The 21,405-nt window shown below is 55.5% G+C and carries 19 protein-coding genes; 14 read left to right on the top strand and 5 right to left on the bottom strand.

Going from position 1 to position 21,405, the window contains the following annotated elements; all coding sequences use genetic code 11:
* Nucleotides 1–114: 114 nt before the first annotated feature.
* Nucleotides 115–966: a glutathione-dependent disulfide-bond oxidoreductase gene (yghU, locus tag IBT46_RS07375; protein WP_200545100.1), complete on the bottom strand. Its 852-nt coding sequence runs from the start codon at nucleotides 964–966 to the stop codon at nucleotides 115–117.
* A gap of 171 nt (nucleotides 967–1,137) precedes the next feature.
* Between yghU and IBT46_RS07380 the strand changes: the two genes are divergently transcribed.
* The 10 genes from IBT46_RS07380 (at nucleotide 1,138) to deoD (ending at nucleotide 11,897) form a co-directional block, all read left to right on the top strand.
* Entirely contained in the window at nucleotides 1,138–1,785 is a 648-nt protein-coding gene (locus tag IBT46_RS07380; RefSeq protein WP_200545101.1) for a DNA-3-methyladenine glycosylase I, read from the top strand.
* Nucleotides 1,786–1,891: 106 nt separating this feature from the next.
* Nucleotides 1,892–3,481, top strand: coding sequence for a peptide chain release factor 3 (gene prfC, locus IBT46_RS07385; RefSeq protein ID WP_200545102.1), 1,590 nt, complete (start codon nucleotides 1,892–1,894; stop codon nucleotides 3,479–3,481).
* A gap of 318 nt (nucleotides 3,482–3,799) precedes the next feature.
* A complete protein-coding gene (gene osmY / locus IBT46_RS07390; RefSeq protein WP_200545103.1) occupies nucleotides 3,800–4,411 on the top strand; it encodes a molecular chaperone OsmY in 612 nt (203 codons plus the stop codon).
* 136 nt (nucleotides 4,412–4,547) lie between these two features.
* Nucleotides 4,548–4,709, top strand: coding sequence for a DUF1328 domain-containing protein (locus IBT46_RS07395; RefSeq protein ID WP_105594818.1), 162 nt, complete (start codon nucleotides 4,548–4,550; stop codon nucleotides 4,707–4,709).
* 106 nt (nucleotides 4,710–4,815) lie between these two features.
* The gene (locus IBT46_RS07400) at nucleotides 4,816–5,862 is read left to right on the top strand and encodes a patatin family protein (protein WP_200545104.1); all 1,047 of its coding nucleotides are present in this window, start codon (nucleotides 4,816–4,818) and stop codon (nucleotides 5,860–5,862) included.
* On the top strand, nucleotides 5,859–6,635 hold the full coding sequence (locus IBT46_RS07405; protein ID WP_200545105.1) for a TatD family hydrolase: 777 nt from the start codon (nucleotides 5,859–5,861) through the stop codon (nucleotides 6,633–6,635). The genes IBT46_RS07400 and IBT46_RS07405 overlap by 4 nt, the downstream gene beginning before the upstream one ends.
* 285 nt (nucleotides 6,636–6,920) lie before the next feature.
* Nucleotides 6,921–7,700 (top strand): deoxyribose-phosphate aldolase, encoded by a 780-nt coding sequence (gene deoC, locus IBT46_RS07410; protein WP_200545106.1) that lies wholly within the window; start codon nucleotides 6,921–6,923, stop codon nucleotides 7,698–7,700.
* A 779-nt stretch (nucleotides 7,701–8,479) separates the two neighbouring features.
* Entirely contained in the window at nucleotides 8,480–9,802 is a 1,323-nt protein-coding gene (gene deoA / locus IBT46_RS07415; RefSeq protein WP_200545107.1) for a thymidine phosphorylase, read from the top strand.
* A gap of 63 nt (nucleotides 9,803–9,865) precedes the next feature.
* Nucleotides 9,866–11,092 carry a phosphopentomutase gene (deoB, locus tag IBT46_RS07420; RefSeq protein ID WP_105594814.1) on the top strand — a complete coding sequence of 409 codons (1,227 nt, stop codon included), beginning with the start codon at nucleotides 9,866–9,868 and terminating at the stop codon, nucleotides 11,090–11,092.
* Nucleotides 11,093–11,177: 85 nt separating this feature from the next.
* Complete coding sequence (deoD, locus tag IBT46_RS07425; RefSeq protein WP_105594813.1) at nucleotides 11,178–11,897, top strand: purine-nucleoside phosphorylase; 720 nt, start codon at nucleotides 11,178–11,180, stop codon at nucleotides 11,895–11,897.
* Nucleotides 11,898–11,954: 57 nt separating this feature from the next.
* Here the strand turns inward: deoD and IBT46_RS07430 are convergent, their stop codons facing one another.
* A complete protein-coding gene (locus IBT46_RS07430; RefSeq protein WP_200545108.1) occupies nucleotides 11,955–12,347 on the bottom strand; it encodes a DUF4354 family protein in 393 nt (130 codons plus the stop codon).
* Nucleotides 12,348–12,449: 102 nt separating this feature from the next.
* Nucleotides 12,450–13,184 (bottom strand): YtjB family periplasmic protein, encoded by a 735-nt coding sequence (locus tag IBT46_RS07435; RefSeq protein WP_200545109.1) that lies wholly within the window; start codon nucleotides 13,182–13,184, stop codon nucleotides 12,450–12,452.
* Nucleotides 13,185–13,309: 125 nt separating this feature from the next.
* Here IBT46_RS07435 and serB point away from each other — a divergent pair, with 125 nt between their 5' ends.
* From serB to nadR, 3 genes are read left to right on the top strand one after another with little or no spacing between them, the layout of a single operon-like run.
* Nucleotides 13,310–14,287 (top strand): phosphoserine phosphatase, encoded by a 978-nt coding sequence (serB, locus tag IBT46_RS07440; protein ID WP_200545110.1) that lies wholly within the window; start codon nucleotides 13,310–13,312, stop codon nucleotides 14,285–14,287.
* A gap of 9 nt (nucleotides 14,288–14,296) precedes the next feature.
* Nucleotides 14,297–15,679, top strand: coding sequence for a DNA repair protein RadA (radA, locus tag IBT46_RS07445; protein ID WP_105594809.1), 1,383 nt, complete (start codon nucleotides 14,297–14,299; stop codon nucleotides 15,677–15,679).
* 49 nt (nucleotides 15,680–15,728) lie between these two features.
* Complete coding sequence (nadR, locus tag IBT46_RS07450) at nucleotides 15,729–16,958, top strand: multifunctional transcriptional regulator/nicotinamide-nucleotide adenylyltransferase/ribosylnicotinamide kinase NadR (protein ID WP_146114185.1); 1,230 nt, start codon at nucleotides 15,729–15,731, stop codon at nucleotides 16,956–16,958.
* A 195-nt stretch (nucleotides 16,959–17,153) separates the two neighbouring features.
* On the opposite strand, the gene IBT46_RS07455 is transcribed toward nadR, so the two are convergent.
* A complete protein-coding gene (locus tag IBT46_RS07455; RefSeq protein WP_200545111.1) occupies nucleotides 17,154–18,155 on the bottom strand; it encodes a zinc-binding alcohol dehydrogenase family protein in 1,002 nt (333 codons plus the stop codon).
* 95 nt (nucleotides 18,156–18,250) lie between these two features.
* Here IBT46_RS07455 and IBT46_RS07460 point away from each other — a divergent pair, with 95 nt between their 5' ends.
* Nucleotides 18,251–19,147 carry a LysR family transcriptional regulator gene (locus IBT46_RS07460; RefSeq protein ID WP_200545322.1) on the top strand — a complete coding sequence of 299 codons (897 nt, stop codon included), beginning with the start codon at nucleotides 18,251–18,253 and terminating at the stop codon, nucleotides 19,145–19,147.
* Between the two features lie 123 nt (nucleotides 19,148–19,270).
* On the opposite strand, the gene IBT46_RS07465 is transcribed toward IBT46_RS07460, so the two are convergent.
* A complete protein-coding gene (locus IBT46_RS07465) occupies nucleotides 19,271–21,337 on the bottom strand; it encodes a filamentous hemagglutinin N-terminal domain-containing protein (RefSeq protein ID WP_200545112.1) in 2,067 nt (688 codons plus the stop codon).
* Nucleotides 21,338–21,405 lie beyond the last annotated feature (68 nt).

Genomic DNA, 21,405 nt, shown 5'->3' on the forward strand with positions numbered 1-21,405 from the left:
CCAGGGAGGGGTTCACGGCGATCCGGCGATCTGCCCGTAACGGTAGCCCCATTCGCAGATCCCACCGCGACCTGCCCCGAAACGGTCGCCCCCGTTCACGGATCTCACCGCAACTTATAGCCCCAGCTTCGCAAAATCCGACGCATCATGGCGCTCGGCCAGCTGCTGATCCTCCGGACCCCAGGTACGATTCACAATCCGACCGCGTTTCACCGCCGGACGCTGCGCAATCTCGTCCGCCCAGCGCACCACGTTCTTGTACGACGCCGCATCCAGGAACTCCGCCGCCTCATACATCAGACCCTGCACCAGCGTGCCGTACCATGGCCAGATGGCGATATCCGCAATGCTGTACTCGTCACCCGCGATATAACGGTGCTCGCCCAGCTGCTTATCCAGCAGATCGAGCTGACGCTTGGCTTCCATCGTAAAGCGATCGATGGCGTATTCGATCTTCACCGGCGCATAGTGATAGAAGTGGCCGAAACCACCGCCGACGTAAGGTGCTGCGCCCTGCAGCCAGAACAACCAGTTCAGCGTCTCGGTGCGTCCCGCAGGATCTTTTGGCAGGAAATGGCCAAACTTCTCCGCAAGATAGACCAGAATGGCACCGGACTCGAACACTCGCGTTGCCGGTGTGGTAGAGGTATCCAGCAGCGCCGGGATCTTGGAATTCGGATTCACCGCCACGAAACCGGATGAGAACTGATCGCCCTCGCCGATGCGGATCAGGTGTGCGTCGTACTCGGCACCGTGCTCGTTCAGCGCCAGCAGTTCCTCCAGCAGGATCGTGACCTTCTGGCCGTTAGGCGTTCCCAGCGAGTACAATTGCAGAGGATGTTTACCGGTGGGCAGAGTGGCCTCGTGGCGTGCGCCCGCCGTCGGACGGTTGATGCTGCCCCAGGTGCCGCCCAGCGCCTTATTTTCGCTCCAGACTTTTGCTGGCTGATAGTCGTTGGTGCTCATAACGCGATATACCCTTGTTAAGAAGTGAATCGGCGGTGATGCCGCAGGTGAAGTAAAAATAGCGGACGGCCGCGCTAAAAGCCAAATGCCGCATTTTTCGCTGCTTAGATATAGCATTGCTAACCGGGCGGCGTTTATCCGCAACGAGCACCGTAATGGATTGAGGTGAAGATGAAACACGAGAAAAACGATGCGCAGCATGAAACGGGCCTGATCGTTGATGCACAAGGCCGTACCTGCTGCTACTGGCAGCCGCAGATGTCCGATTACCACGACGACGAATGGGGCAGGCCGGTAACCGACGATCGGCTGATTTTTGAAAAGGTCTGCCTGGAGGGTTTTCATTCCGGCATGTCGTGGCAGATGATCTACAACAAGCGGGAAAATTTCCGCCGGGCCTTTGCCGGGTTTGATTTCGAAATCGTGGCGGGCTTTAACGAGGGTGATATCGCCAGACTGATGGCGGATAAAAGCATCGTCCGCAACCGGGCGAAGATCCTCGCCACCATCAACAATGCGCAGCGCGCGATTGAAATGGTAGCCGAAGCGGGTTCGCTGGCCGCCTGGTTCTGGCAGTTTGAACCAAAGCCGGAAGCGCGCCCGCAGACGGTCGATATTCACTACTGGCAGGGCAATAACACCTCGCCGGAAGCGGAAGCGATGTCGAAAGCGTTAAAAAAACGCGGCTGGCGCTGGGTTGGACCGGTAACCACTTACGCGCTGATGCAGGCGCTGGGGCTGGTGAATGACCACCTTCAGGGCTGCTGCGTGCGCGCTATCTGCGAAGCAGAAAGAGGGCGGCTGAAACGACCTGGTTGAGCAGCGGCGAGTCTTTCGGGCGATTAAGCGGCGTTCTGCATTGTTTCTGACGGCAGAATCGGCGAAAATGCCGGCCATTAACGATTAATTGGCTCAGAAGAACTTCATGTCTAATGCACCCTTTATGCAAGAGGTGGCCCGCCGCCGCACTTTTGCCATCATTTCCCACCCGGATGCCGGTAAAACCACCATCACTGAAAAAGTGCTGCTGTTCGGACAGGCGATCCAGACTGCCGGTACGGTAAAAGGCCGCGGTTCCAGCCAGCACGCGAAATCGGACTGGATGGAGATGGAAAAACAGCGTGGTATTTCGATCACCACCTCCGTGATGCAGTTCCCGTATCGCGAATGCCTGGTTAATCTGCTGGACACCCCGGGGCATGAAGACTTCTCGGAAGATACTTATCGTACCCTGACGGCGGTGGACTGCTGTCTGATGGTTATCGACGCCGCGAAAGGCGTTGAGGATCGTACCCGTAAGCTGATGGAAGTGACCCGTCTGCGCGATACGCCGATCCTGACCTTTATGAACAAGCTGGACCGTGATATCCGCGACCCGATGGAAGTCATGGACGAGGTGGAAAACGAGCTGAAAATCGCCTGCGCGCCTATCACCTGGCCTATTGGCTGCGGCAAGCTGTTTAAGGGCGTTTATCATCTGTACAAGGATGAAACCTATCTGTATCAGACCGGTAAAGGCCATACGATTCAGGAAGTTCGCATCGTCAAAGGTTTGGACAACCCGGATCTGGATGCCGCCATCGGTGAAGACCTGGCCGCGCAGCTGCGCGATGAGCTGGAGCTGGTGCAGGGCGCATCCCACGAGTTCGATCGTGAGGCCTTCCTTGAAGGGCAGCTGACGCCGGTCTTCTTCGGTACCGCGTTAGGTAACTTCGGCGTTGACCATATGCTGGACGGTCTGGTTGAGTGGGCACCCTCGCCGATGCCGCGTGAAACCGATCAGCGTACCGTCACCGCCGCCGACGAGAAGTTCAGCGGCTTCGTGTTCAAGATTCAGGCCAATATGGACCCGAAACACCGTGACCGCGTGGCGTTTATGCGTGTGGTTTCCGGCAAATATGAAAAAGGCATGAAGCTGCGCCAGGTGCGCCTGGGCAAAGATGTGGTGATTGCCGACGCGCTGACCTTTATGGCCGGCGACCGCTCCCACGTGGAAGAAGCCTATCCGGGCGATATTATCGGCCTGCATAACCACGGCACCATTCAGATTGGCGACACCTTTACCCAGGGTGAGAACATGAAGTTCACCGGTATTCCGAACTTCGCGCCGGAGCTGTTCCGTCGTATCCGCCTGCGCGATCCGCTGAAGCAGAAGCAGCTGCTGAAGGGGCTGGTTCAGCTGTCGGAAGAGGGTGCCGTGCAGGTCTTCCGCCCGGTACACAACAACGACCTGATCGTGGGTGCGGTGGGTGTGCTGCAGTTTGACGTGGTGGTTGCGCGCCTGAAAAGCGAATACAACGTTGAAGCGATTTACGAATCGGTGAACGTCTCTACCGCCCGCTGGGTGGAGTGCAGCGACGTGAAGAAATTCGATGAATTCCAGCGTAAGAACGAGGTTAACCTCGCGCTCGACGGCGGTGATAATCTGACTTATATCGCGCCGACGATGGTCAACCTGAATATCACTCAGGAACGCTATCCTGATGTGGTGTTCCGCAAAACCCGCGAGCACTAATTCCGGGATTTGTGCGGCTGCACAGCCGCAGGAAACCATCATAATGGGGGCCGGTCTGCACAGCAGGTCGTCCCCCTTTTTCGTTACAGACTACTCCTAAAACCCCGCTATTTTGCTGCTTTAGCCATCAATTCTCCCGTCTTATCCGGTGAAATCCTGATTCCTGACTATATTCATTTCTAAAGGACGCAAAACGGACGGCAGCAAATGCTGCGATGTTGACGGTTATGGACAACCGAAACCGGAATCTACAGCTACGCCGTTTGTAGCTGAAAAGCTCACCGTTGTGAGTGATGAAGACTAAAAAGGAACGAATCGATGATGAAGACTAAGATTGCTAAAACTCTGATGGCTGTACTGGTAGGTTCTGCGCTGGTGGGCGGTTCTGCAATGGCGGAAGAGTCCATGATGAATAAAGCGCAAAGCTCAGCCGACAGTGCGGGTTCAAAAATCGATAGCTCTATGAAAAAAGTCGGTAACTACATGGATGACAGCGGCGTAACGGCGAAAGTTAAAGCGGCGCTGGTAGATGACGAAGCGATTAAAAGTACGGATATCTCCGTCAAAACCCATGAAGGCGTAGTGACGCTGAGCGGCTTTGTATCCTCACAGGATCAGGCCGAAAAGGCAGTCGCGCTGGCTAAGGGAATTGAGGGCGTCAAATCCGTCAGTGATAAACTGCACGTAAAAGACAGCACCAAACAGAGCGTGAGCGGTTATGCCGGTGATGCGGCAACGACCAGCGAAATTAAAGCTAAACTTTTAGCTGATGACATCGTGCCGTCGCGCAATGTGAAAGTTGAAACCACCAACGGCGTGGTCCAGCTTTCCGGTACGGTGAAAACTCAGGCGCAGTCCGAACGCGCTGAAGGAATTGCCAAAGCCATTGATGGCGTGAAAAGTGTGAAGAACGATCTGAGCGTTAAATAGCAAAAAGGATATTCAGTCAGCCCGTAGTTGCTGAGCTGAATGACATCCCGGACTGATTCAGGCGGAGGTTAACCGATGCCGGATCGGGAAGAGATGCAAGCCGTTCGATTTCAACTTTGGTGGTAAGGAGAAGCTTATGTTTCGTTGGGGCATTATCTTTCTGGTTATCGCGCTGATTGCAGCCGCGTTAGGTTTTGGTGGTCTGGCTGGTACTGCGGCATGGGCGGCAAAACTCGTCTTCGTTGTGGGTATTATTATCTTCCTGGTGAGTCTGTTTACCGGACGTAAGAAACTCTAGCAGCCGAAATAATTTAATCGAATTGCAACAAAAAGCAAAAAGCGCCTTACGGGCGTGACTGAGACCAGGTATCCTCTGAGGTTCTTGTATTAAGAGGATACCTGACTTGGGCAAACGCATCCCGATAACCCTCGGCAACATCGCCCCGCTGGGTCTCAAACCTTTCCGACCGGGCACCCTCGCCCTGGTGTGTGAAGGCGGTGGGCAGCGCGGTATCTTCACCGCTGGCGTGCTGGATGAATTCCAGCGTGCTCACTTCAATCCTTTCGATCTTCTGCTTGGCACCTCCGCCGGTGCGCAGAATCTGTCTGCCTACGTTTGCGGCCAGCCCGGCTATGCCCGACGAGTGATCACCCGCTACACCACCAGCAGTCAATTCTTCAATCCGCTGCGCTTTGTACGCGGTGGCAATCTGATCGATCTCGACTGGCTGGTCGATATTACCCGTAAGGAGTTTCCGCTGGCGCTGGATGCCGGCGAAAAACTGTTCCGATCCGGGCGTGAATTCTATATGTGTGCCTGCCGCAGCGACGACTACACGGCGAACTACTTCTCGCCCGATGCCGACAGCTGGCATGACATTATTAAGGCGTCAAGTGCGATCCCGGGGCTGTATCGCAACGGGGTGGATCTGTCCGGCGTCAGCTATCTGGACGGCGGCATCAACGACGCAATCCCGGTGCGCGAAGCCGCGCGCCTGGGGGCGGATACCATTGTGGTGATCCGCACTGTGCCGTCGCAGATTACCTATACGCCGCAGTGGGTGAAGCGTATTGAACGCTGGCTGAGCGACAGCGCGCTCCAGCCGCTGGTGAACATCCTGCAGTTGCATGAGGATAGCTATCATCAGATCCAGAGCTTTATTGATTCCCCGCCTGGCGGGCTGCGCATTATTGAAATCTATCCGCCGCGAGCACTGGCCAGCAACGCGCTGGGCAGTCGGGTGGTGTCACTGAACCAGGACTATCATCTGGGTCGCCGCTGCGGGCGTTATTTCCTCGCCACGCTCGGCCAGTGGCTGGGCGGCAGTCAGCTGCATCCGAAAGCCGTGGTGCCGCCTGCCCCGGTGGCAAACGAACCCGATCGCCAGGGGATTATTGTCGATCCGGCGGCGGGCTTTGACAGTGAACTGGATAAAGGATCTCTGGCATGAGTCTGCAATTTGTTGATACCCACTGCCATTTTGACTTTCCTCCGTTTGTTGGAAATGAGCAGGAAAGTCTGCGGCTGGCAGCGGAGGCGGGCGTAGAGAAAATTATCGCCGTCAGCGTGTCGGCCGAGCGCTTCGATCGCGTTATGGCGCTGGCCGCTGAGCATCCCTCCGTTTATGCCGCGCTCGGGCTGCACCCGATGGCGATTGACGAGCACGACGATAGCGCACTGGCCGCGCTGGAGGCGATCCTGCGCCAGCGGCCTGGCAAGCTGGTGGCGCTGGGGGAAATGGGGCTGGATCTGTATATTGAGAATCCGCAGTTTGAACGCCAGCAGGCGGTGCTGGATGCTCAGCTTCGTCTGGCGCGTGATTACGATCTGCCGGTGATCCTGCATTCACGCCGCACGCACGACCGGCTGGCGCAGCATCTGCGCCGCATTGAAGTGCCGCGCCGTGGCGTGGTCCACGGTTTTGCCGGTAGCGAGCAGCAGGCGCTGGCGTTTATCCGTGCGGGCTACGCCATCGGCGTGGGCGGCACCATCACCTATCCCCGCGCCAGTAAAACGCGCAATGCTATCGCTCGCCTGCCGCTGAGTTCGCTGCTGCTGGAAACGGATTCGCCGGATATGCCGCTGCAGGGCTTTCAGGGTCAGCCTAACCGGCCTGAACGCGTGAAAAACGTCTGGCAGAGCCTGTGCGAACTGCGTTCTGAACCCCCCGAACTCATCGCTGAAACCATCAGAGAAACGACCCGCGCGCTGTTTGCCCTGTAAACGGACTATCCTGAAAGCAGGCGCAGCGCAATTCACTTCCCTCGTCACACCAAATGTTATTATTGTAACATTGCAGTGATATGCTGCCTGTAACAGACCGATGACAAGGATCGCACACGGATAATGTGTGATTTATCTAACATTAAATGCAATAATCCTGAAAGATAAAACGCCTTATTGTGACCTGTGCTGCAAAAATTACTCTATCGTAGTGTTACTATTCTAACATTGCAGGGTGACTGCTGCGTCAGGCCTGACCCTTAATTCCCTTTTCTGGAGAGAACCATGTCCGATGTGAAAACCCAGGCGCTTCGCGCGCTGAAACTGATGGATTTAACCACGCTGAATGATGACGACACCGATGCGAAGGTGATTGCCCTTTGCCATCAGGCGAAATCCCCGGCGGGTAACACGGCGGCGATCTGCATTTACCCACGTTTTATTCCTGTCGCCCGTAAGGCGCTGCGTGAGCAGGGCACCCCTGAGATCCGTATCGCGACGGTGACCAACTTCCCGCACGGCAATGATGATATTGAGATTGCCCTGGCGGAGACCCGCGCTGCGATTGCCTACGGTGCAGATGAAGTCGACGTGGTTTTCCCGTATCGCGCGCTGATTGCCGGTAACGAAACCGTCGGTTTTGAGCTGGTAAAAGCCTGTAAAGAGGCCTGCGCGGCGGCGGGCGTGCTGTTAAAAGTGATTATCGAAACCGGCGAGCTGAAAGACCCGGCGCTGATCCGTAAAGCGTCGTCGATTGCGATCGATGCGGGTGCTGATTTTATCAAAACTTCAACCGGTAAAGTGCCGGTGAACGCCACGCCGGAAGTGGCGGAAATTATGATGAGGGTGATTGCCGAGAAGGGCGTGCAGCAGCAGGTTGGCTTTAAGCCAGCGGGCGGCGTGCGTACGGCCGATGACGCGGCGCTGTATCTGAAGCTGGCCGATGACATTCTGGGCAGCGGCTGGGCTGACGCGCGTCATTTCCGCTTTGGTGCATCGAGCCTGCTGGCCAGCCTGCTGAATGCGGCGGGTTTTGCCGGGGCGAGCAGCGATAGCAAATATTAATCGCGTATACGTTTTGATGGGGCGTGATTTGTTGGCGTAGCGGATAAGGTTGGCTGTAGCGCTAAGGTTTTTGGGTCGCAAGGTCGCTTTGGTTGTCGTGGCTGTTTAGGGCCTCTGCGGTGGCTTGATGGCGGTCCTCGCGCCGCGCTTTGCGCGGTGCCCTCGGCTCCGGCATCCGGCCTTACGGATCGGCAATGAGCGGGCGTCCTGCCCGCGCATCGCCTGACGTCAGCGTCCCTGCTGCCGTCTCCGGGCCAGCTGCCTTCGCCTCTGCGCTGCGGATTGCCATCAAGCCACCGCAGAGGCCCGTCACCATCAGGCATCTCGGTTGCTGTTTTTCAAAAACGAAACCAGCGGAACAAAGCGGGCTGGCAGTGTCGGTGGTAGGGTTAATCCGTTGTGCATAGCATTCAACGCAACAGATGCTGGGAGCCGCAGACATAGCAAGTAAACAAGCATCAGACCTGGTGTTTCACAAAGACGACACTAACGGAACAAAGCAGGCTGGCGGTGTCTGTGGCAAGGGCAATCCGCAGCGCTGAACGGAGAGAGGAAGCCAGGATGCGCCCGCAGGACGCGGGCGCAAGGCTCGGTCGGCACAAGGATGTGCCGTCTGAGCCGGTCCGGCAGGCTGACGAGCGGAGTGAAGGCACCGCAAAGCGGCGCGAGGACCCGCCCTGGACACAGACACCGGCAGCCAGCGTAGACCGCTATTCCGGCAGGCAACGACATCGGCATCGATCGTCATACCGGCCACACTAAACTTATTGGAGGTTACCGTGTTTCTGCCACAGGAAATTATTCGAAAAAAACGTGACGGACAGGCGCTGAGTGAAGAAGAAATCCGCTTCTTCATCAACGGCGTACGCGACAATACGGTCTCTGAAGGACAAATTGCCGCGCTGGCAATGACCATCTATTTCCACGACATGTCGCTGCCGGAACGCGTGGCGCTGACCATGGCCATGCGCGACTCCGGATCGGTACTGAACTGGCAGTCGCTGAACCTCAACGGCCCGATCGTCGACAAACACTCCACCGGCGGCGTCGGTGACGTGACCTCACTGATGCTCGGACCGATGGTCGCCGCGTGCGGCGGCTATGTGCCGATGATCTCCGGCCGCGGCCTCGGCCACACCGGCGGCACGCTGGACAAGCTGGAAGCGATCCCCGGATTTGATATCTTCCCGCAGGACGATCGTTTCCGGCAGATCATTAAAGAGGTTGGCGTGGCGATCATCGGTCAGACCAACTCGCTGGCCCCGGCGGATAAGCGCTTCTACGCTACCCGTGATATCACCGCGACGGTGGATTCGATCCCGCTGATCACCGCTTCGATCCTGGCGAAAAAACTGGCCGAAGGGCTGGATGCACTGGTGATGGATGTGAAAGTGGGATCGGGTGCGTTTATGCCAACCTTCGAGCAGTCCGAACTGCTGGCGCAGTCGATCGTCGGCGTGGCGAACGGCGCGGGCTGTAAAACCACCGCGCTGCTGACCGATATGAATCAGGTACTGGCCTCTACCGCTGGTAACGCGCTGGAAGTCCGTGAAGCGGTGCAGTTCCTCACCGGAGAATACCGTAACCCACGCCTGCTGGAAGTCACCATGGCGCTGTGCGCCGAGATGCTGATTTCCGGTGGCCTTGCCGGGTCGGATGAAGAGGCACAAACCAAACTGCAGACCGTGCTGGATAACGGCCGCGCCGCAGAAATCTTTGCCCGCATGGTGGCCGCACAGAAAGGCCCGACCGATTTTATCGAGCGTATGGACAGCTATCTGCCTGCGCCGATGCTGAGCAAAGCGGTTTACGCCGATCGAACCGGTATTGTCAGCGCTATGGATACCCGTGCGCTGGGCATGGCGGTCGTATCGATGGGCGGTGGTCGCCGCCGCGCCAGCGACAGTATTGACTACAGCGTTGGACTGAGCGGCGTCGCAGCCCTTGGCACGGTGGTGGACGGCCAGCAGCCGCTGGCGGTGATCCACGCTTCCAGCGAAGAGAGCTGGCAGGAAGCCGCTGCCGCCGTCAAAGCGGCGGTCACGCTGTCTGAGATGCAGCCCGAGAAAACACCGGTTATCTATCGCAGAATCTCGCAATAAGCGGTATTCTGTTCTGATCGCATTTTTTTAACGCTCATCGCGACAATCGCGCAGGAGATCAGGATGAAACGTGCATTTATTATGGTGCTTGATTCCTTTGGAATAGGCTCCAGTAAAGACGCCGACAAATTCGGTGATAAAGGCTCGGATACCCTCGGACACATTGCCGAGGCGTGCTTCAAGGGTGAAGCCGATAAAGGGCGTAAAGGTCCGCTAAACCTGCCTAATCTGACCAAACTGGGTCTGGGCAAAGCCGCAGAGGCCTCCACGGGTAAATTCCCGCTGGGACTGGATAAAGACGCGGAAATCATCGGCGCTTACGGCTATGCCAGCGAGCTTTCCTCCGGTAAAGATACGCCGTCAGGCCACTGGGAAATCGCCGGCGTGCCGGTGCTGTTTGACTGGGGCTACTTCAGCGATCTGGAAAACAGCTTCCCGCAGGATCTGCTGGATCTGCTGGTGGAAAAAGCCAACCTGCCGGGTTATCTCGGTAACTGCCACTCGTCCGGTACGGTGATCCTCGACAAGCTGGGCGAAGAGCATATGAAAACCGGTAAGCCGATTTTCTACACCTCTGCCGACTCGGTGTTCCAGATTGCCTGCCACGAAGAGACATTTGGCCTCGATCGCCTTTACGAGCTGTGTGAAATCGCCCGCGAAGTGCTGACCGAGGGCGGCTACAACATTGGCCGCGTGATCGCGCGTCCGTTTGTCGGCGATAAGGCCGGGCACTTTGAGCGTACCGGCAACCGTCACGATCTGGCGGTAGAGCCACCTGCACCAACCATCCTGAAAAAACTGGTGGATGAGCAGGGGGGAGAAGTGATTTCGGTGGGTAAAATTGCCGATATCTATGCTCACGTTGGTATCACTAAAAAAGTGAAAGCCACCGGTCTGGACGCGCTGTTTGACGCCACCGTGACGGAAATGACCACTGCGCCGGATAACAGCATCGTGTTCACCAACTTCGTCGACTTTGACTCCACCTGGGGTCACCGTCGCGACGTTCCCGGCTACGCGGGCGGGCTGGAGCTGTTTGACCGCCGTCTGCCGGAGCTGATGGCGCTGGTGAAAGAGGGTGATATTCTGATCCTCACCGCCGACCACGGCTGCGACCCGACCTGGGCCGGCACTGAACACACTCGCGAACATATCCCGGTGCTGATCTATGGTCCTGGCGTGAAGCCGGGCTATCTGGGCTATAGCGATACTTTTGCCGACATTGGTCAGACGGTTGCCAGCTATTTTGGCCTGTCGCCGATGGAATACGGTAAAAACCTGCTGAAGTAATGCTGTCGCTCCAACGGGCGGCAACACGTAATACTACTCATAACCGGCCAGGCATCAGCCTGGCCTGATAAATAAGGATTAAAACATGGCTACGCCTCATATTAACGCTGAGATGGGTGATTTCGCTGACGTGGTTCTGATGCCGGGCGACCCGCTTCGCGCGAAACATATCGCGGAAACCTTCCTGCAGGACGCGGTTGAAGTGAACAACGTGCGCGGCATGCTGGGCTACACCGGTACTTACAAAGGCCGCAAAATCTCTGTAATGGGCCACGGCATGGGTATCCCGTCCTGCTCAATCTATGCGAAAGAGCTGATCACGGAATTCGGCGTAAAGAAAATCATTCGCGTAGGTTCATGCGGTGCGGTACGCGCCGACGTTAAACTGCGCGATGTGGTGATTGGTATGGGCGCTTCCACCGATTCCAAAGTGAACCGTATGCGCTTCAAAGATCATGATTTTTCAGCGATTGCTGACTTCGATATGGTGCGTAACGCCGTGGATGCAGCGAAGGCGCTGGGCGTAGATGCCCGCGTGGGGAATATCTTCTCCGCCGATCTGTTCTACACGCCGGACCCGCAGATGTTTGACGTGATGGAGAAATACGGCATCCTGGGCGTGGAAATGGAAGCAGCCGGTATCTACGGCGTTGCCGCCGAGTTCGGTGCAAAAGCGCTGGCGATTTGTACCGTGTCCGATCATATCCGCACTCACGAGCAGACGACTGCTGCCGAGCGCCAGACGACCTTCAGCGATATGGTTGTGATCGCGCTGGAGTCGGTTCTGCTGGGTGACAAAGAGTAATTCCCCGCTGAGGCTGGCATTCGCCAGCCTCGCTGTTTCCCATTTTTTTGCGCGTTTTTAGCCGCAGTTATGTGCAATCTTCAACTGGTTGACATCGAAAACGCTGTCATCAGCCGCGGAGAATACCACCAGACCGGTCACTTTTTTCTGTGGTTTAAGCTTCCCTTTGGTCAGCGCCTCCTGAACCCGTGCAACCGGAAATTCTTTGCCCTCGTGGGAATAGCCGCGCAGGCAGATATTGTTCAGATCGACCGAATTTGACGTCAGGTTTTCCAACGTGACTTCGAAGGTTTTTCCGTAGTTGTTAAGATCGCCTTCAGACCTTGAGGTCTGTTCTTTCTCGGTCGCGTAGACGGTCAGACCTTTTGGAACGCTGTCAGCAAAGGCCGCACTGGAAAAATACAAGCCTGCTGTGGCGATCAGAATGGCGATCAGAGAGTTCCGTTGCATATGTTTCTCCTTAAGTTTACTGGGTGCACAAAGGTGGCGCTTATGCGCCTTACCGATAAACAACATGCTGCGGAACAGGGAATCTGTACAGGACACGAAGAGCTATTCCAGAGGAATAGCTCTATTTGTTGGTGGGGAATTTGGTGAGTCTTTTACGTCATCGGCGGCGGGAGAGTCGCTCTCGGTTTCGGTTTCGGTTTCAGTATCGCCGTCGCTGTCTTCACGGAGGGGATTATTCGCGGTCAGCAGGAACGGCGACTGCTGCCAGCGGGTGCGGCGATCGCGCAGCAGGGTGCGGCTGAGAATAATGCCGATAGCCAGTGCCAGCAGCATCATCAGCCGCAGGATGTTGGTCGTGTTATCCACCTGCTTGGCTTCGGTGACCAGTACGTGGGTATCCAGGGTAACGCGCAGAAAGCCGCGTGGGCCATCTTTACTGGTCAGCGGCTGGACAATCTGGTGATTGAAGTAGCTACCGGCACGCTGGCCGTCCAGCGCCAGGCGGTCGCGCACGTTGATGGTTTCGCCGCTGCGGGCGATCAGACTGCCGTCATCATCGTAGACCGCCGCGTCGAGAATACGGCTTTCATGGGTGAGCTGGTCGAGCGTGTCGACGATTTTCTGGTGATTATCGTCGCTGTTTTCCATCAGCGGCGTCAGGGTCCACGCTACCTGGCGGGTCAGCGTCTGGGCCAGTTCTTCAACCTGCCCCGAGCGGGCCATCTGGCGGCCAAGACTGAACCAGGATGCGCCCTGCATCAGTACCACCAGCAGCGCCAGGCAGATCAGCACAATCACCGTTCGATGCAGGCGGAATTTAAGTTTGGCTTTTGCCATCGTGACCCTTCAAAAAATAGACAGACAGACCTGCTTTATGTTGCCAGAAGGCGGGCTAACAGGGTAGCCTCTTGCCAGCTTTATCGTCGTTCTGTCGTAGTTATTAAGTCCCTACAGGAGCTGTAATGCCAAATAGTCTGACCTGGTGCGACCTGCCTTCCGATGTCTCTCTCTGGCCGGGGTTACCTCTTTCTCTCAGCGGTGATGAAGTGATGCCGCTGGACTACCGCGCGGGCCAAACCGGCTGGTTGCTGTATGGGCGTCAGCTCGACAAAGCCCGCCTGACGGATTATCAGCACCGTCTGGGTGCGGCGATGGTGATCGTCAGTGCCTGGGGCGTGGAAGATTATCAGGTGCTGCGCCTGGCGGGTTCCCTGACCCCGCGCGCCACCAAGCTTGCCCATGAATTGGGTCTGGACGTTGCGCCGCTGGGCCGCATTCCCCATCTGAAAACACCGGGTCTGCTGGTGATGGATATGGATTCGACGGCGATTGAAATTGAGTGCATCGATGAGATTGCCAAGCTGGCTGGCAGCGGCGAGCTGGTGGCCGAAGTCACCGAACGCGCGATGCGCGGCGAGCTGGACTTTGCCGCCAGCCTGCGCCAGCGCGTGGCCACGCTGAAAGATGCCGATGCCAATATCCTCAAGCAGGTGCGCGATGTGCTGCCGCTGATGCCGGGTCTGACTTCGCTGGTGCAGAAGCTACAGGCGCTGGGCTGGGAGGTGGCGATCGCTTCCGGCGGCTTTACCTATTATGCCGAGCACCTGCGCGACACCCTGCACCTGTCGGCCGTTGCTGCTAACGTGCTGGAAATCCGCGACGGTAAACTGACCGGTGAAGTGCTGGGCGATATCGTTGATGCGCAGTATAAAGCCGATACGTTGAAGCGTCTGGCCGAGCGGTTTAACATTGCGCCGGAGCAAACGGTGGCGGTCGGCGACGGCGCGAACGATCTGCCGATGATTAAGGCCTCCGCGCTGGGTATTGCCTACCACGCGAAGCCAAAAGTTAATGAACAGGCTGCGGTGACCATTCGTCATGCGGATCTGATGGGCGTGTTCTGTATTCTCAGCGGCAGCCTGGTTCACGAAGAGCGTTAAGGGGAAGTTTTGGCTAAAGCGGTAAAACGCGCCTTTGTCTGTAATGAATGTGGCGCAGACTATCCGCGCTGGCAGGGGCAATGCAGCGCCTGCCATGCCTGGAACACCATCACCGAGGTGCGGCTGGCCGCGTCTCCTGCTGCTGCGCGCAACGAGCGCCTGTCAGGCTACGCCGGCAGTGCCGGGACCAGTCGCGTGCAGAAGCTGTCGGAAATCAGCCTTGAGGCGCTGCCGCGCTTTACCACCGGGTTTAAAGAGTTTGACCGCGTGCTGGGCGGCGGCGTGGTGCCGGGCAGTGCGATTCTGATCGGCGGTAACCCGGGGGCGGGCAAGAGTACGCTGCTGCTGCAAACGCTGTGCAAGCTGTCGGAGGGAATGAAAACCCTTTATGTTACCGGGGAAGAGTCATTACAGCAGGTGGCGATGCGCGCGCATCGCCTGGGGCTGCCGACCGAAAATCTGAATATGCTGTCGGAAACCAGCATTGAGCAGATCTGCCTGATCGCCGAGCAGGAACAGCCGAAGCTGATGGTGATCGACTCCATTCAGGTGATGCATATGGCGGACATCCAGTCGTCGCCGGGCAGCGTAGCGCAGGTGCGTGAAACCGCCGCCTATCTGACGCGCTTCGCCAAAACCCGCGGCGTGGCCATCGTCATGGTCGGCCACGTAACCAAGGACGGATCGCTGGCCGGTCCCAAGGTACTGGAGCACTGCATCGACTGTTCGGTGCTGCTGGACGGCGATGCCGACTCACGCTTCCGTACGCTGCGCAGCCATAAAAACCGCTTCGGTGCGGTGAATGAGCTGGGCGTGTTTGCCATGACCGAACAGGGTCTGCGCGAAGTCAGCAACCCGTCGGCGATTTTCCTCAGCCGCGGTGATGAGGTGACCTCCGGCAGCTCGGTGATGGTGCTGTGGGAAGGAACGCGTCCGCTGCTGGTGGAGATTCAGGCGCTGGTCGATCACTCGATGATGGGCAATCCGCGCCGCGTGGCGGTGGGTCTGGAGCAGAACCGCCTGGCGATCCTGCTGGCGGTGCTGCATCGCCACGGTGGTCTGCAAATGGCCGACCAGGATGTCTTCGTTAACGTGGTGGGCGGCGTGAAGGTCACTGAAACCAGCGCCGACCTGGCGCTGATGCTGTCGATGGTCTCCAGCCTGCGCGATCGTCCACTGCCTCAGGATCTGGTGGTGTTCGGTGAAGTTGGCCTGGCCGGGGAGATCCGTCCGGTGCCGAGTGGCCAGGAGAGAATTTCTGAAGCGGCAAAGCATGGTTTCCGCCGTGCTATCGTTCCCGCTGCCAACGTACCGAAGAAAATGCCGGAAAATATGAAGGTTTACGGAGTGAAGAAGCTGGCGGATGCGCTGGCGATTCTTGACGACCTATAATGAGACAGGGCGGGCCGGACTGGCCCGCCGATCGCGCAGGAGGCATATTGTGTCGTCGTTTGATTATCTGAAAACCGCCATTCGCCAGCAGGGCTGCACGCTACAGCAGGTTGCTGACGCCAGCGGCATGACCAAGGGCTACCTGAGCCAGCTGCTGAATGCCAAAATCAAAAGCCCCAGCGCGCAAAAGCTGGAGGCGCTGCACCGCTTTCTTGGCCTGGAGTTTCCGCGCCGTGAAAAAACCATCGGCGTGGTGTTCGGCAAATTTTATCCCCTGCATACCGGCCATATTTATCTGATCCAGCGCGCCTGTAGCCAGGTGGACGAGCTGCATATCATCATGGGCTACGACGAACCGCGCGACAAAAAACTGTTTGAAGACAGTGCGATGTCGCAGCAGCCGACCGTCAGCGACCGTCTTCGCTGGCTGTTGCAGACCTTTAAGTACCAGAAAAACATCCGCATCCACTCGTTTAACGAAGAGGGGATGGAGCCTTATCCCCACGGCTGGGACGTGTGGAGTGAAGGCGTCCGTGCGTTTATGGACGATCGTGGTATCGTGCCCGACCGCATCTATACCAGCGAAGAGGGCGATGCACCGCAGTTTAAAACGCATCTGGGCGTGGATACGGTGGTTATCGATCCGCAGCGATCGTTTATGAGCATCAGCGGCGGGCAGATCCGCCAGGACCCGTTCCGTTACTGGGAATACATTCCCACCGAAGTGAAGCCGTTCTTCGTGCGCACCGTGGCGATCCTCGGCGGCGAGTCCAGCGGGAAATCGACGCTGGTCAACAAGCTGGCGAACATCTTTAACACGACCAGCGCATGGGAGTTTGGCCGCGATTATGTTTTCTCGCACCTTGGCGGTGATGAGATGGCGCTGCAGTATTCCGACTACGATAAAATTGCGCTGGGGCAGGCGCAGTACATTGATTTCGCGGTGAAATATGCCAATAAAGTGGCCTTTATCGACACCGATTTTGTCACCACTCAGGCCTTCTGCAAGAAGTATGAAGGGCGTGAACATCCCTTTGTGCAGGCGCTCATCGATGAGTACCGCTTCGATCTGGTGATTCTGGTGGAGAACAATGTACCGTGGGTGGCCGACGGCCTGCGCAGCCTGGGCAGTTCGGTCGATCGCAAAGAGTTCCAGGAACTGCTGGTATCGATGCTGAATGAGAACGGCATCAGCTTTGTTCACGTCGAGCAGGATAATTATGACGAACGCTTCCTGCGCTGTGTGGATCTGGTGAAGGAGATGCTGGGCGCGCAGTAAAGGTGGCAGGGGCTGTAAACGTTTCCTGCTGCAACCGGCGGCGGTGGAAGGGGGTCACTGCTGTCGTGAATTCTCTCCACCGCACTGTAACGGTGGAGAGAGACGGATTGCGCATCATGATGCACTTGTCACTGAGCCCGGCATCAAGCAATCGGGCGGCAATCGGTGCGATCCGGATGCCGACCCCGCCGAGACTCAATACACAATCACCACTTTGCCACGCATATGGCCTTCCAGCACCAGCTGATGCGCTTTGGTCAGGGTTTCCACACTCAGGCCATGCAGCGTTTTGCTCAGCGAGGTGGCAATTTCACCCTCATCCAGCAGCTTAGCGGTGGCATCCAGAATCTCGCCCTGGCGGGCAATATCGTCGGTAGTGAACATGCTGCGGGTGTACATAAACTCAAAATGCAGCGCTGCGCTTTTCAGCTTCAGCTGGTCCATGCTCAGCGGCTTCTCGTTTTCCACGATGGTACAAATCTGGCCCTGCGGCGCGATAATCTGGCTCATGGCTGCCCAGTGACCGTCGGTGTCGTTCAGGCAGAAGATGTAATCGACATATTTGAGGCCGTGTTTCTCCAGCTCCGCCGGCATATCTTTGTAATCAATCACCAGGTCGGCACCGCGATCTTTACACCACTGTGCGGAATCCGGGCGCGAAGCGGTGGCGATCACTTTGACTTTGCTGTGCAGTTTGGCAAATGGGATCGCCAGCGATCCTACGCCACCTGCGCCACCGACGATCAGCAGCGTTTTACCTTCTGCTGCCTTGTCGATCTGCAGACGATCGAACAGACCTTCCCACGCGGTCAGCGCGGTGAGCGGGATCGCCGCCGACTGCGCCCAGTCGAGGTTACGCGGCTTGTGGCCGGTAATACGTGCATCAATCAGCTGTTGCGTGGCGTTGCTGCCGGGGCGGGTGATATCACCCGCGTAATAAACTTCATCACCGATGCTAAAGCCGCTGACCTTGCTGCCAACGGCCAGTACCACGCCGCTGGCGTCCCAGCCGAGAATACGCGGCTGCTGCAGGCCGTTCTTCTGCGCGCCTTTGTGTACTTTGGTATCGACCGGGTTAACCGAGACGGCCTTCACTTCCACCAGCAGATCATACTCGCCTGGCGTCGGCTGCGGCTGCTGAATTTCAATAAACTGCTGCGGGTTTTCCGGGTTAATGGCAATTGCTTTGATGGTCATACTGTTCTCCTTAGTGAGTTAACATCAGTGTAGAAGCTCGGCGTGATGGTGATAAGATGGACAATAACGCACTCAGTGTTCTTCTCAGGTGAACAATCATGTTCAGACAGCTTCAGGATATGGCGCTCTTTGCGCTGGTGGCCGAATGCGGCAGTTTTACCGCAGCAGCGAAACGTGCCGGATTGCCGAAATCCAGCGTCAGCCAGCGCATCAGCCAGCTCGAGCAGGCGCTGGGCCTGCGCTTACTTAATCGCACCACCCGACAGCTGAACCTGACCTTTGCCGGCGAACGTTATCTGGTTCACTGTCAGGAGATGATGCAGGCCAGCGAGCGAGCGGGGCAGGCCATCGAACGCCTGCGGGAAAACCCCAGCGGCCGTCTGCGCATCACTTCCCCGGCCGGGATTGGCGCAACGCTGCTGGCGCGGTTTAATGCGGCGTTTCAGCTGACCTATCCCGACGTTACGCTGGAGGTGCTGGTTTCCGACCAGATCCGCGATTTGGTTCAGGAAGGATTTGATATTGCGCTGCGTACCGGGCAGCCACAGGATTCATCGCTGATAGGTCGCCGGATTGGCTACTGTGAGCGCCTGCTGGTGGCCTCGCCCGAGTATCTTTCGCATCATGTGCCGCTGTGCGAGCCTGCCCAACTCTCCGAGCACCGCTGTATTGCCCATCATGCCTGGAGTGAATGGGGGCTGAAACGTGGAAATGACTATTATCGCTGGCTACTGCCGCCGACGCATATGACCGATAATCTGGTGTATGCCCGTGAGTGTGCGTTGAATCATGCAGGGATCACGCTGTTACCGCGTTTTCTGACCGAGGAGGCGATAGCTGCAGGTACCCTGAAACAGGTGCTGCCAGAGTGGCAAGTTGAAGGGAACGAGCTGTGGCTGGTGTATCCGGGACGTAAGCTGAATACGCCTGCGCTGGCTTCATTTATTGAATTCGCCATGCATTCTGAGGTATTCAAATCTTTCTACATCTAGTAAAGGAAGTGAATGTTTTGAATGAGACATTGGCAAATTATTAAAAATAATTTTCCCAGTATGCGTCTACGGACAATTACATTTGAAAAAAGGGCGGCCATTGTGGCCCGCCCTCTCGTTAACTTATTTTTTAATGATTTTTTTGGTTGTTCCTCTAACAGTTGGACCCATAAAGCCATGGGCAGTTATTTTACTGTTTTTACTCACGATATAGGTTAAGTTCCTGTTGAAATAATGTCTTGAATAAAAAGAATTAGCCAGAATATCCCCCGGAGTTGTAAATACAGCATTGCCATTTACATACAATGAAGATGGTAGGAACATACCCTGTTTTCCTGCGGTAACGGATAAGTTACCAGATACAGTGAACTGATCTTTAATGTTAACCCCACCATTTGCGGCACTGATGGTCAGATTATTGTGAGTGCCGCTGGTGCCATAATCACGTCCAAGGTACACGCTGCCATTTTTTGAGGTCAGAGAAGTGTCACGCAGATTCGCACTATTATCATAACGGATATCATTGTTAGCAGTTATCTGAACATTGGAATAAGCATAAGACTTACCAATGTCGACAGTATTTGCACTGACTTTAGCAACAGGGATAATATAGGAGCCATAGACAGCCTGTGGATTGAAGTCTTTTATCGATACCTTATCCTCAGCGGAAATTGTCAGGTTGGACATGGTATTTAAACGATCCAAGATAACATTTTTTGCGGTGATTGAGGCATTACCACTTTTAGTGTCAAAAATATTATTAGGAGTCGCTACAATTGCACCGATATTAACGTCGTTGTCAACTTTAATGTTGACATTTTTCGCGCTGATAGTATTCAATTGTTTTGGTAACCACGGATACTTCCCTGCCGAAGAATTTGATAGAAGATTGTTCGCAGTAATGTTGATGTCACTGCCCGCCGCCATATTTTTATTGAGAGTCATATCCCCCGATGCTTTTACGGTCAAATTACCCTTAAGATCAGAATCTCCCAGGGTGATATTTCCGGATGGGGCATCTGTTCCGGATGAACCTTTTATAGCAGTCAGGTTAGTATTACCTTTAACATTGACATTATTCAGAGTAATATTTTTAGCATTAACATTTAGATTGTTAGTGTTATTACTTTGTGGCTCGTATGAGTAAATGCCATCAGTGACGTTGATGTATGGCATAATAATGTCATTTTTTGCATCTAACGTCATGCTTTTACCCGAAGTCAGGGCCCCATGAGGTTCGTCCCAGTTGTCCAGAGATTTAGAGATAATGTTATTACCAGAAACATTGAGGTCACCATCAACTTTAACACTTCCCATGACGTTGACGTCTTTGGTCGCGGTTATACTGCTATTGCCATGAGCGGTTACCTGTCCGCCAAGGTTAATATCACCGTTGGCGGAGAGGGAAACACCACCGTCAAGAAGACTCTGGACGCCTTTTGCTTCAAGCACACCGGTATTATTAATGACGCCGCGCGTTAAGGTATCCGTAGCCCAGGCAGTGAGCGTCACATCGCCCCTGTCAGAAATGATAATACCGCGGTTGTTAATTAATGCATTCAGGCTGCCTTTATTAACTTTAACGGACATCTTACCCATTTCCGGGAATAATAGAGTGATATCGCTTCCTGAGGCGAGGGCAGTACCATTGGTCTTGCTGTAAATCTTACCGTTATTCGTGACTTCACCTCCACCCACCAGGGCTACGTCTTTTTCGGCGGTAATATCCCCTTCGTTAACGATCCTGCCTTTTCCATCGCCTTTCAGGTTAATATTTCCACTAAGAAAATCTTTGTTGCTGATATCCAGGGACGATGCAATCAGGCTTCCCACGTTGATTGATGAGCCTTTACTGATTAGCACCCCGTTAGGGTTGACAATAAACACCTTACCATTTGCATTCAAGGCACCAGCAATCACTGTTGGATCAATACTATTGATCTTATTGAGAACGGCAGCGTTTGCGTTAGGCTGGTTAAAATTCAGGCTTTCATTTTTTCCGACGTTCATATTGTTCCAGTTAACAATCATTTTGTCAGTGTTTTGCTGAACCTTTACCTGGTTTCCATTTTTGATAATGGAGCCTGAACCGGAAACCACCGTACCCGTACCGACGGCGCTTGCCCCACCAATAAACGATAGCGCGACGGCTAAAGCAAGCGGTCTGATTACTGCATTTTTGTTTTCCATAACATTTCCTTTTTGTTTATATAAAGTAAAGGCATTTTTTTGTCTAAAATTTTCTTTTAGAAATTAAT

This window comes from Erwinia sp. S38, from assembly GCF_016624545.1.
In the GTDB taxonomy this organism is placed as follows: Bacteria; Pseudomonadota; Gammaproteobacteria; order Enterobacterales; family Enterobacteriaceae; genus Erwinia; species Erwinia coffeiphila.

Bases quoted from the DNA above. Each gene is read 5' to 3' on its own strand.
- IBT46_RS07455 (WP_200545111.1), bottom strand. From the start codon at position 18,155: ATGACCATCAAAGCAATTGCCATTAACCCGGAAAACCCGCAGCAGTTT.
- IBT46_RS07380 (WP_200545101.1), top strand. From the start codon at position 1,138: ATGAAACACGAGAAAAACGATGCGCAGCATGAAACGGGCCTGATCGTT.
- yghU (WP_200545100.1), bottom strand. From the start codon at position 966: ATGAGCACCAACGACTATCAGCCAGCAAAAGTCTGGAGCGAAAATAAG.
- IBT46_RS07430 (WP_200545108.1), bottom strand. From the start codon at position 12,347: ATGCAACGGAACTCTCTGATCGCCATTCTGATCGCCACAGCAGGCTTG.
- prfC (WP_200545102.1), top strand. From the start codon at position 1,892: ATGTCTAATGCACCCTTTATGCAAGAGGTGGCCCGCCGCCGCACTTTT.
- deoD (WP_105594813.1), top strand. From the start codon at position 11,178: ATGGCTACGCCTCATATTAACGCTGAGATGGGTGATTTCGCTGACGTG.
- IBT46_RS07395 (WP_105594818.1), top strand. From the start codon at position 4,548: ATGTTTCGTTGGGGCATTATCTTTCTGGTTATCGCGCTGATTGCAGCC.
- serB (WP_200545110.1), top strand. From the start codon at position 13,310: ATGCCAAATAGTCTGACCTGGTGCGACCTGCCTTCCGATGTCTCTCTC.
- deoC (WP_200545106.1), top strand. From the start codon at position 6,921: ATGTCCGATGTGAAAACCCAGGCGCTTCGCGCGCTGAAACTGATGGAT.
- deoB (WP_105594814.1), top strand. From the start codon at position 9,866: ATGAAACGTGCATTTATTATGGTGCTTGATTCCTTTGGAATAGGCTCC.
- IBT46_RS07465 (WP_200545112.1), bottom strand. From the start codon at position 21,337: ATGGAAAACAAAAATGCAGTAATCAGACCGCTTGCTTTAGCCGTCGCG.
- IBT46_RS07435 (WP_200545109.1), bottom strand. From the start codon at position 13,184: ATGGCAAAAGCCAAACTTAAATTCCGCCTGCATCGAACGGTGATTGTG.
- osmY (WP_200545103.1), top strand. From the start codon at position 3,800: ATGATGAAGACTAAGATTGCTAAAACTCTGATGGCTGTACTGGTAGGT.
- IBT46_RS07405 (WP_200545105.1), top strand. From the start codon at position 5,859: ATGAGTCTGCAATTTGTTGATACCCACTGCCATTTTGACTTTCCTCCG.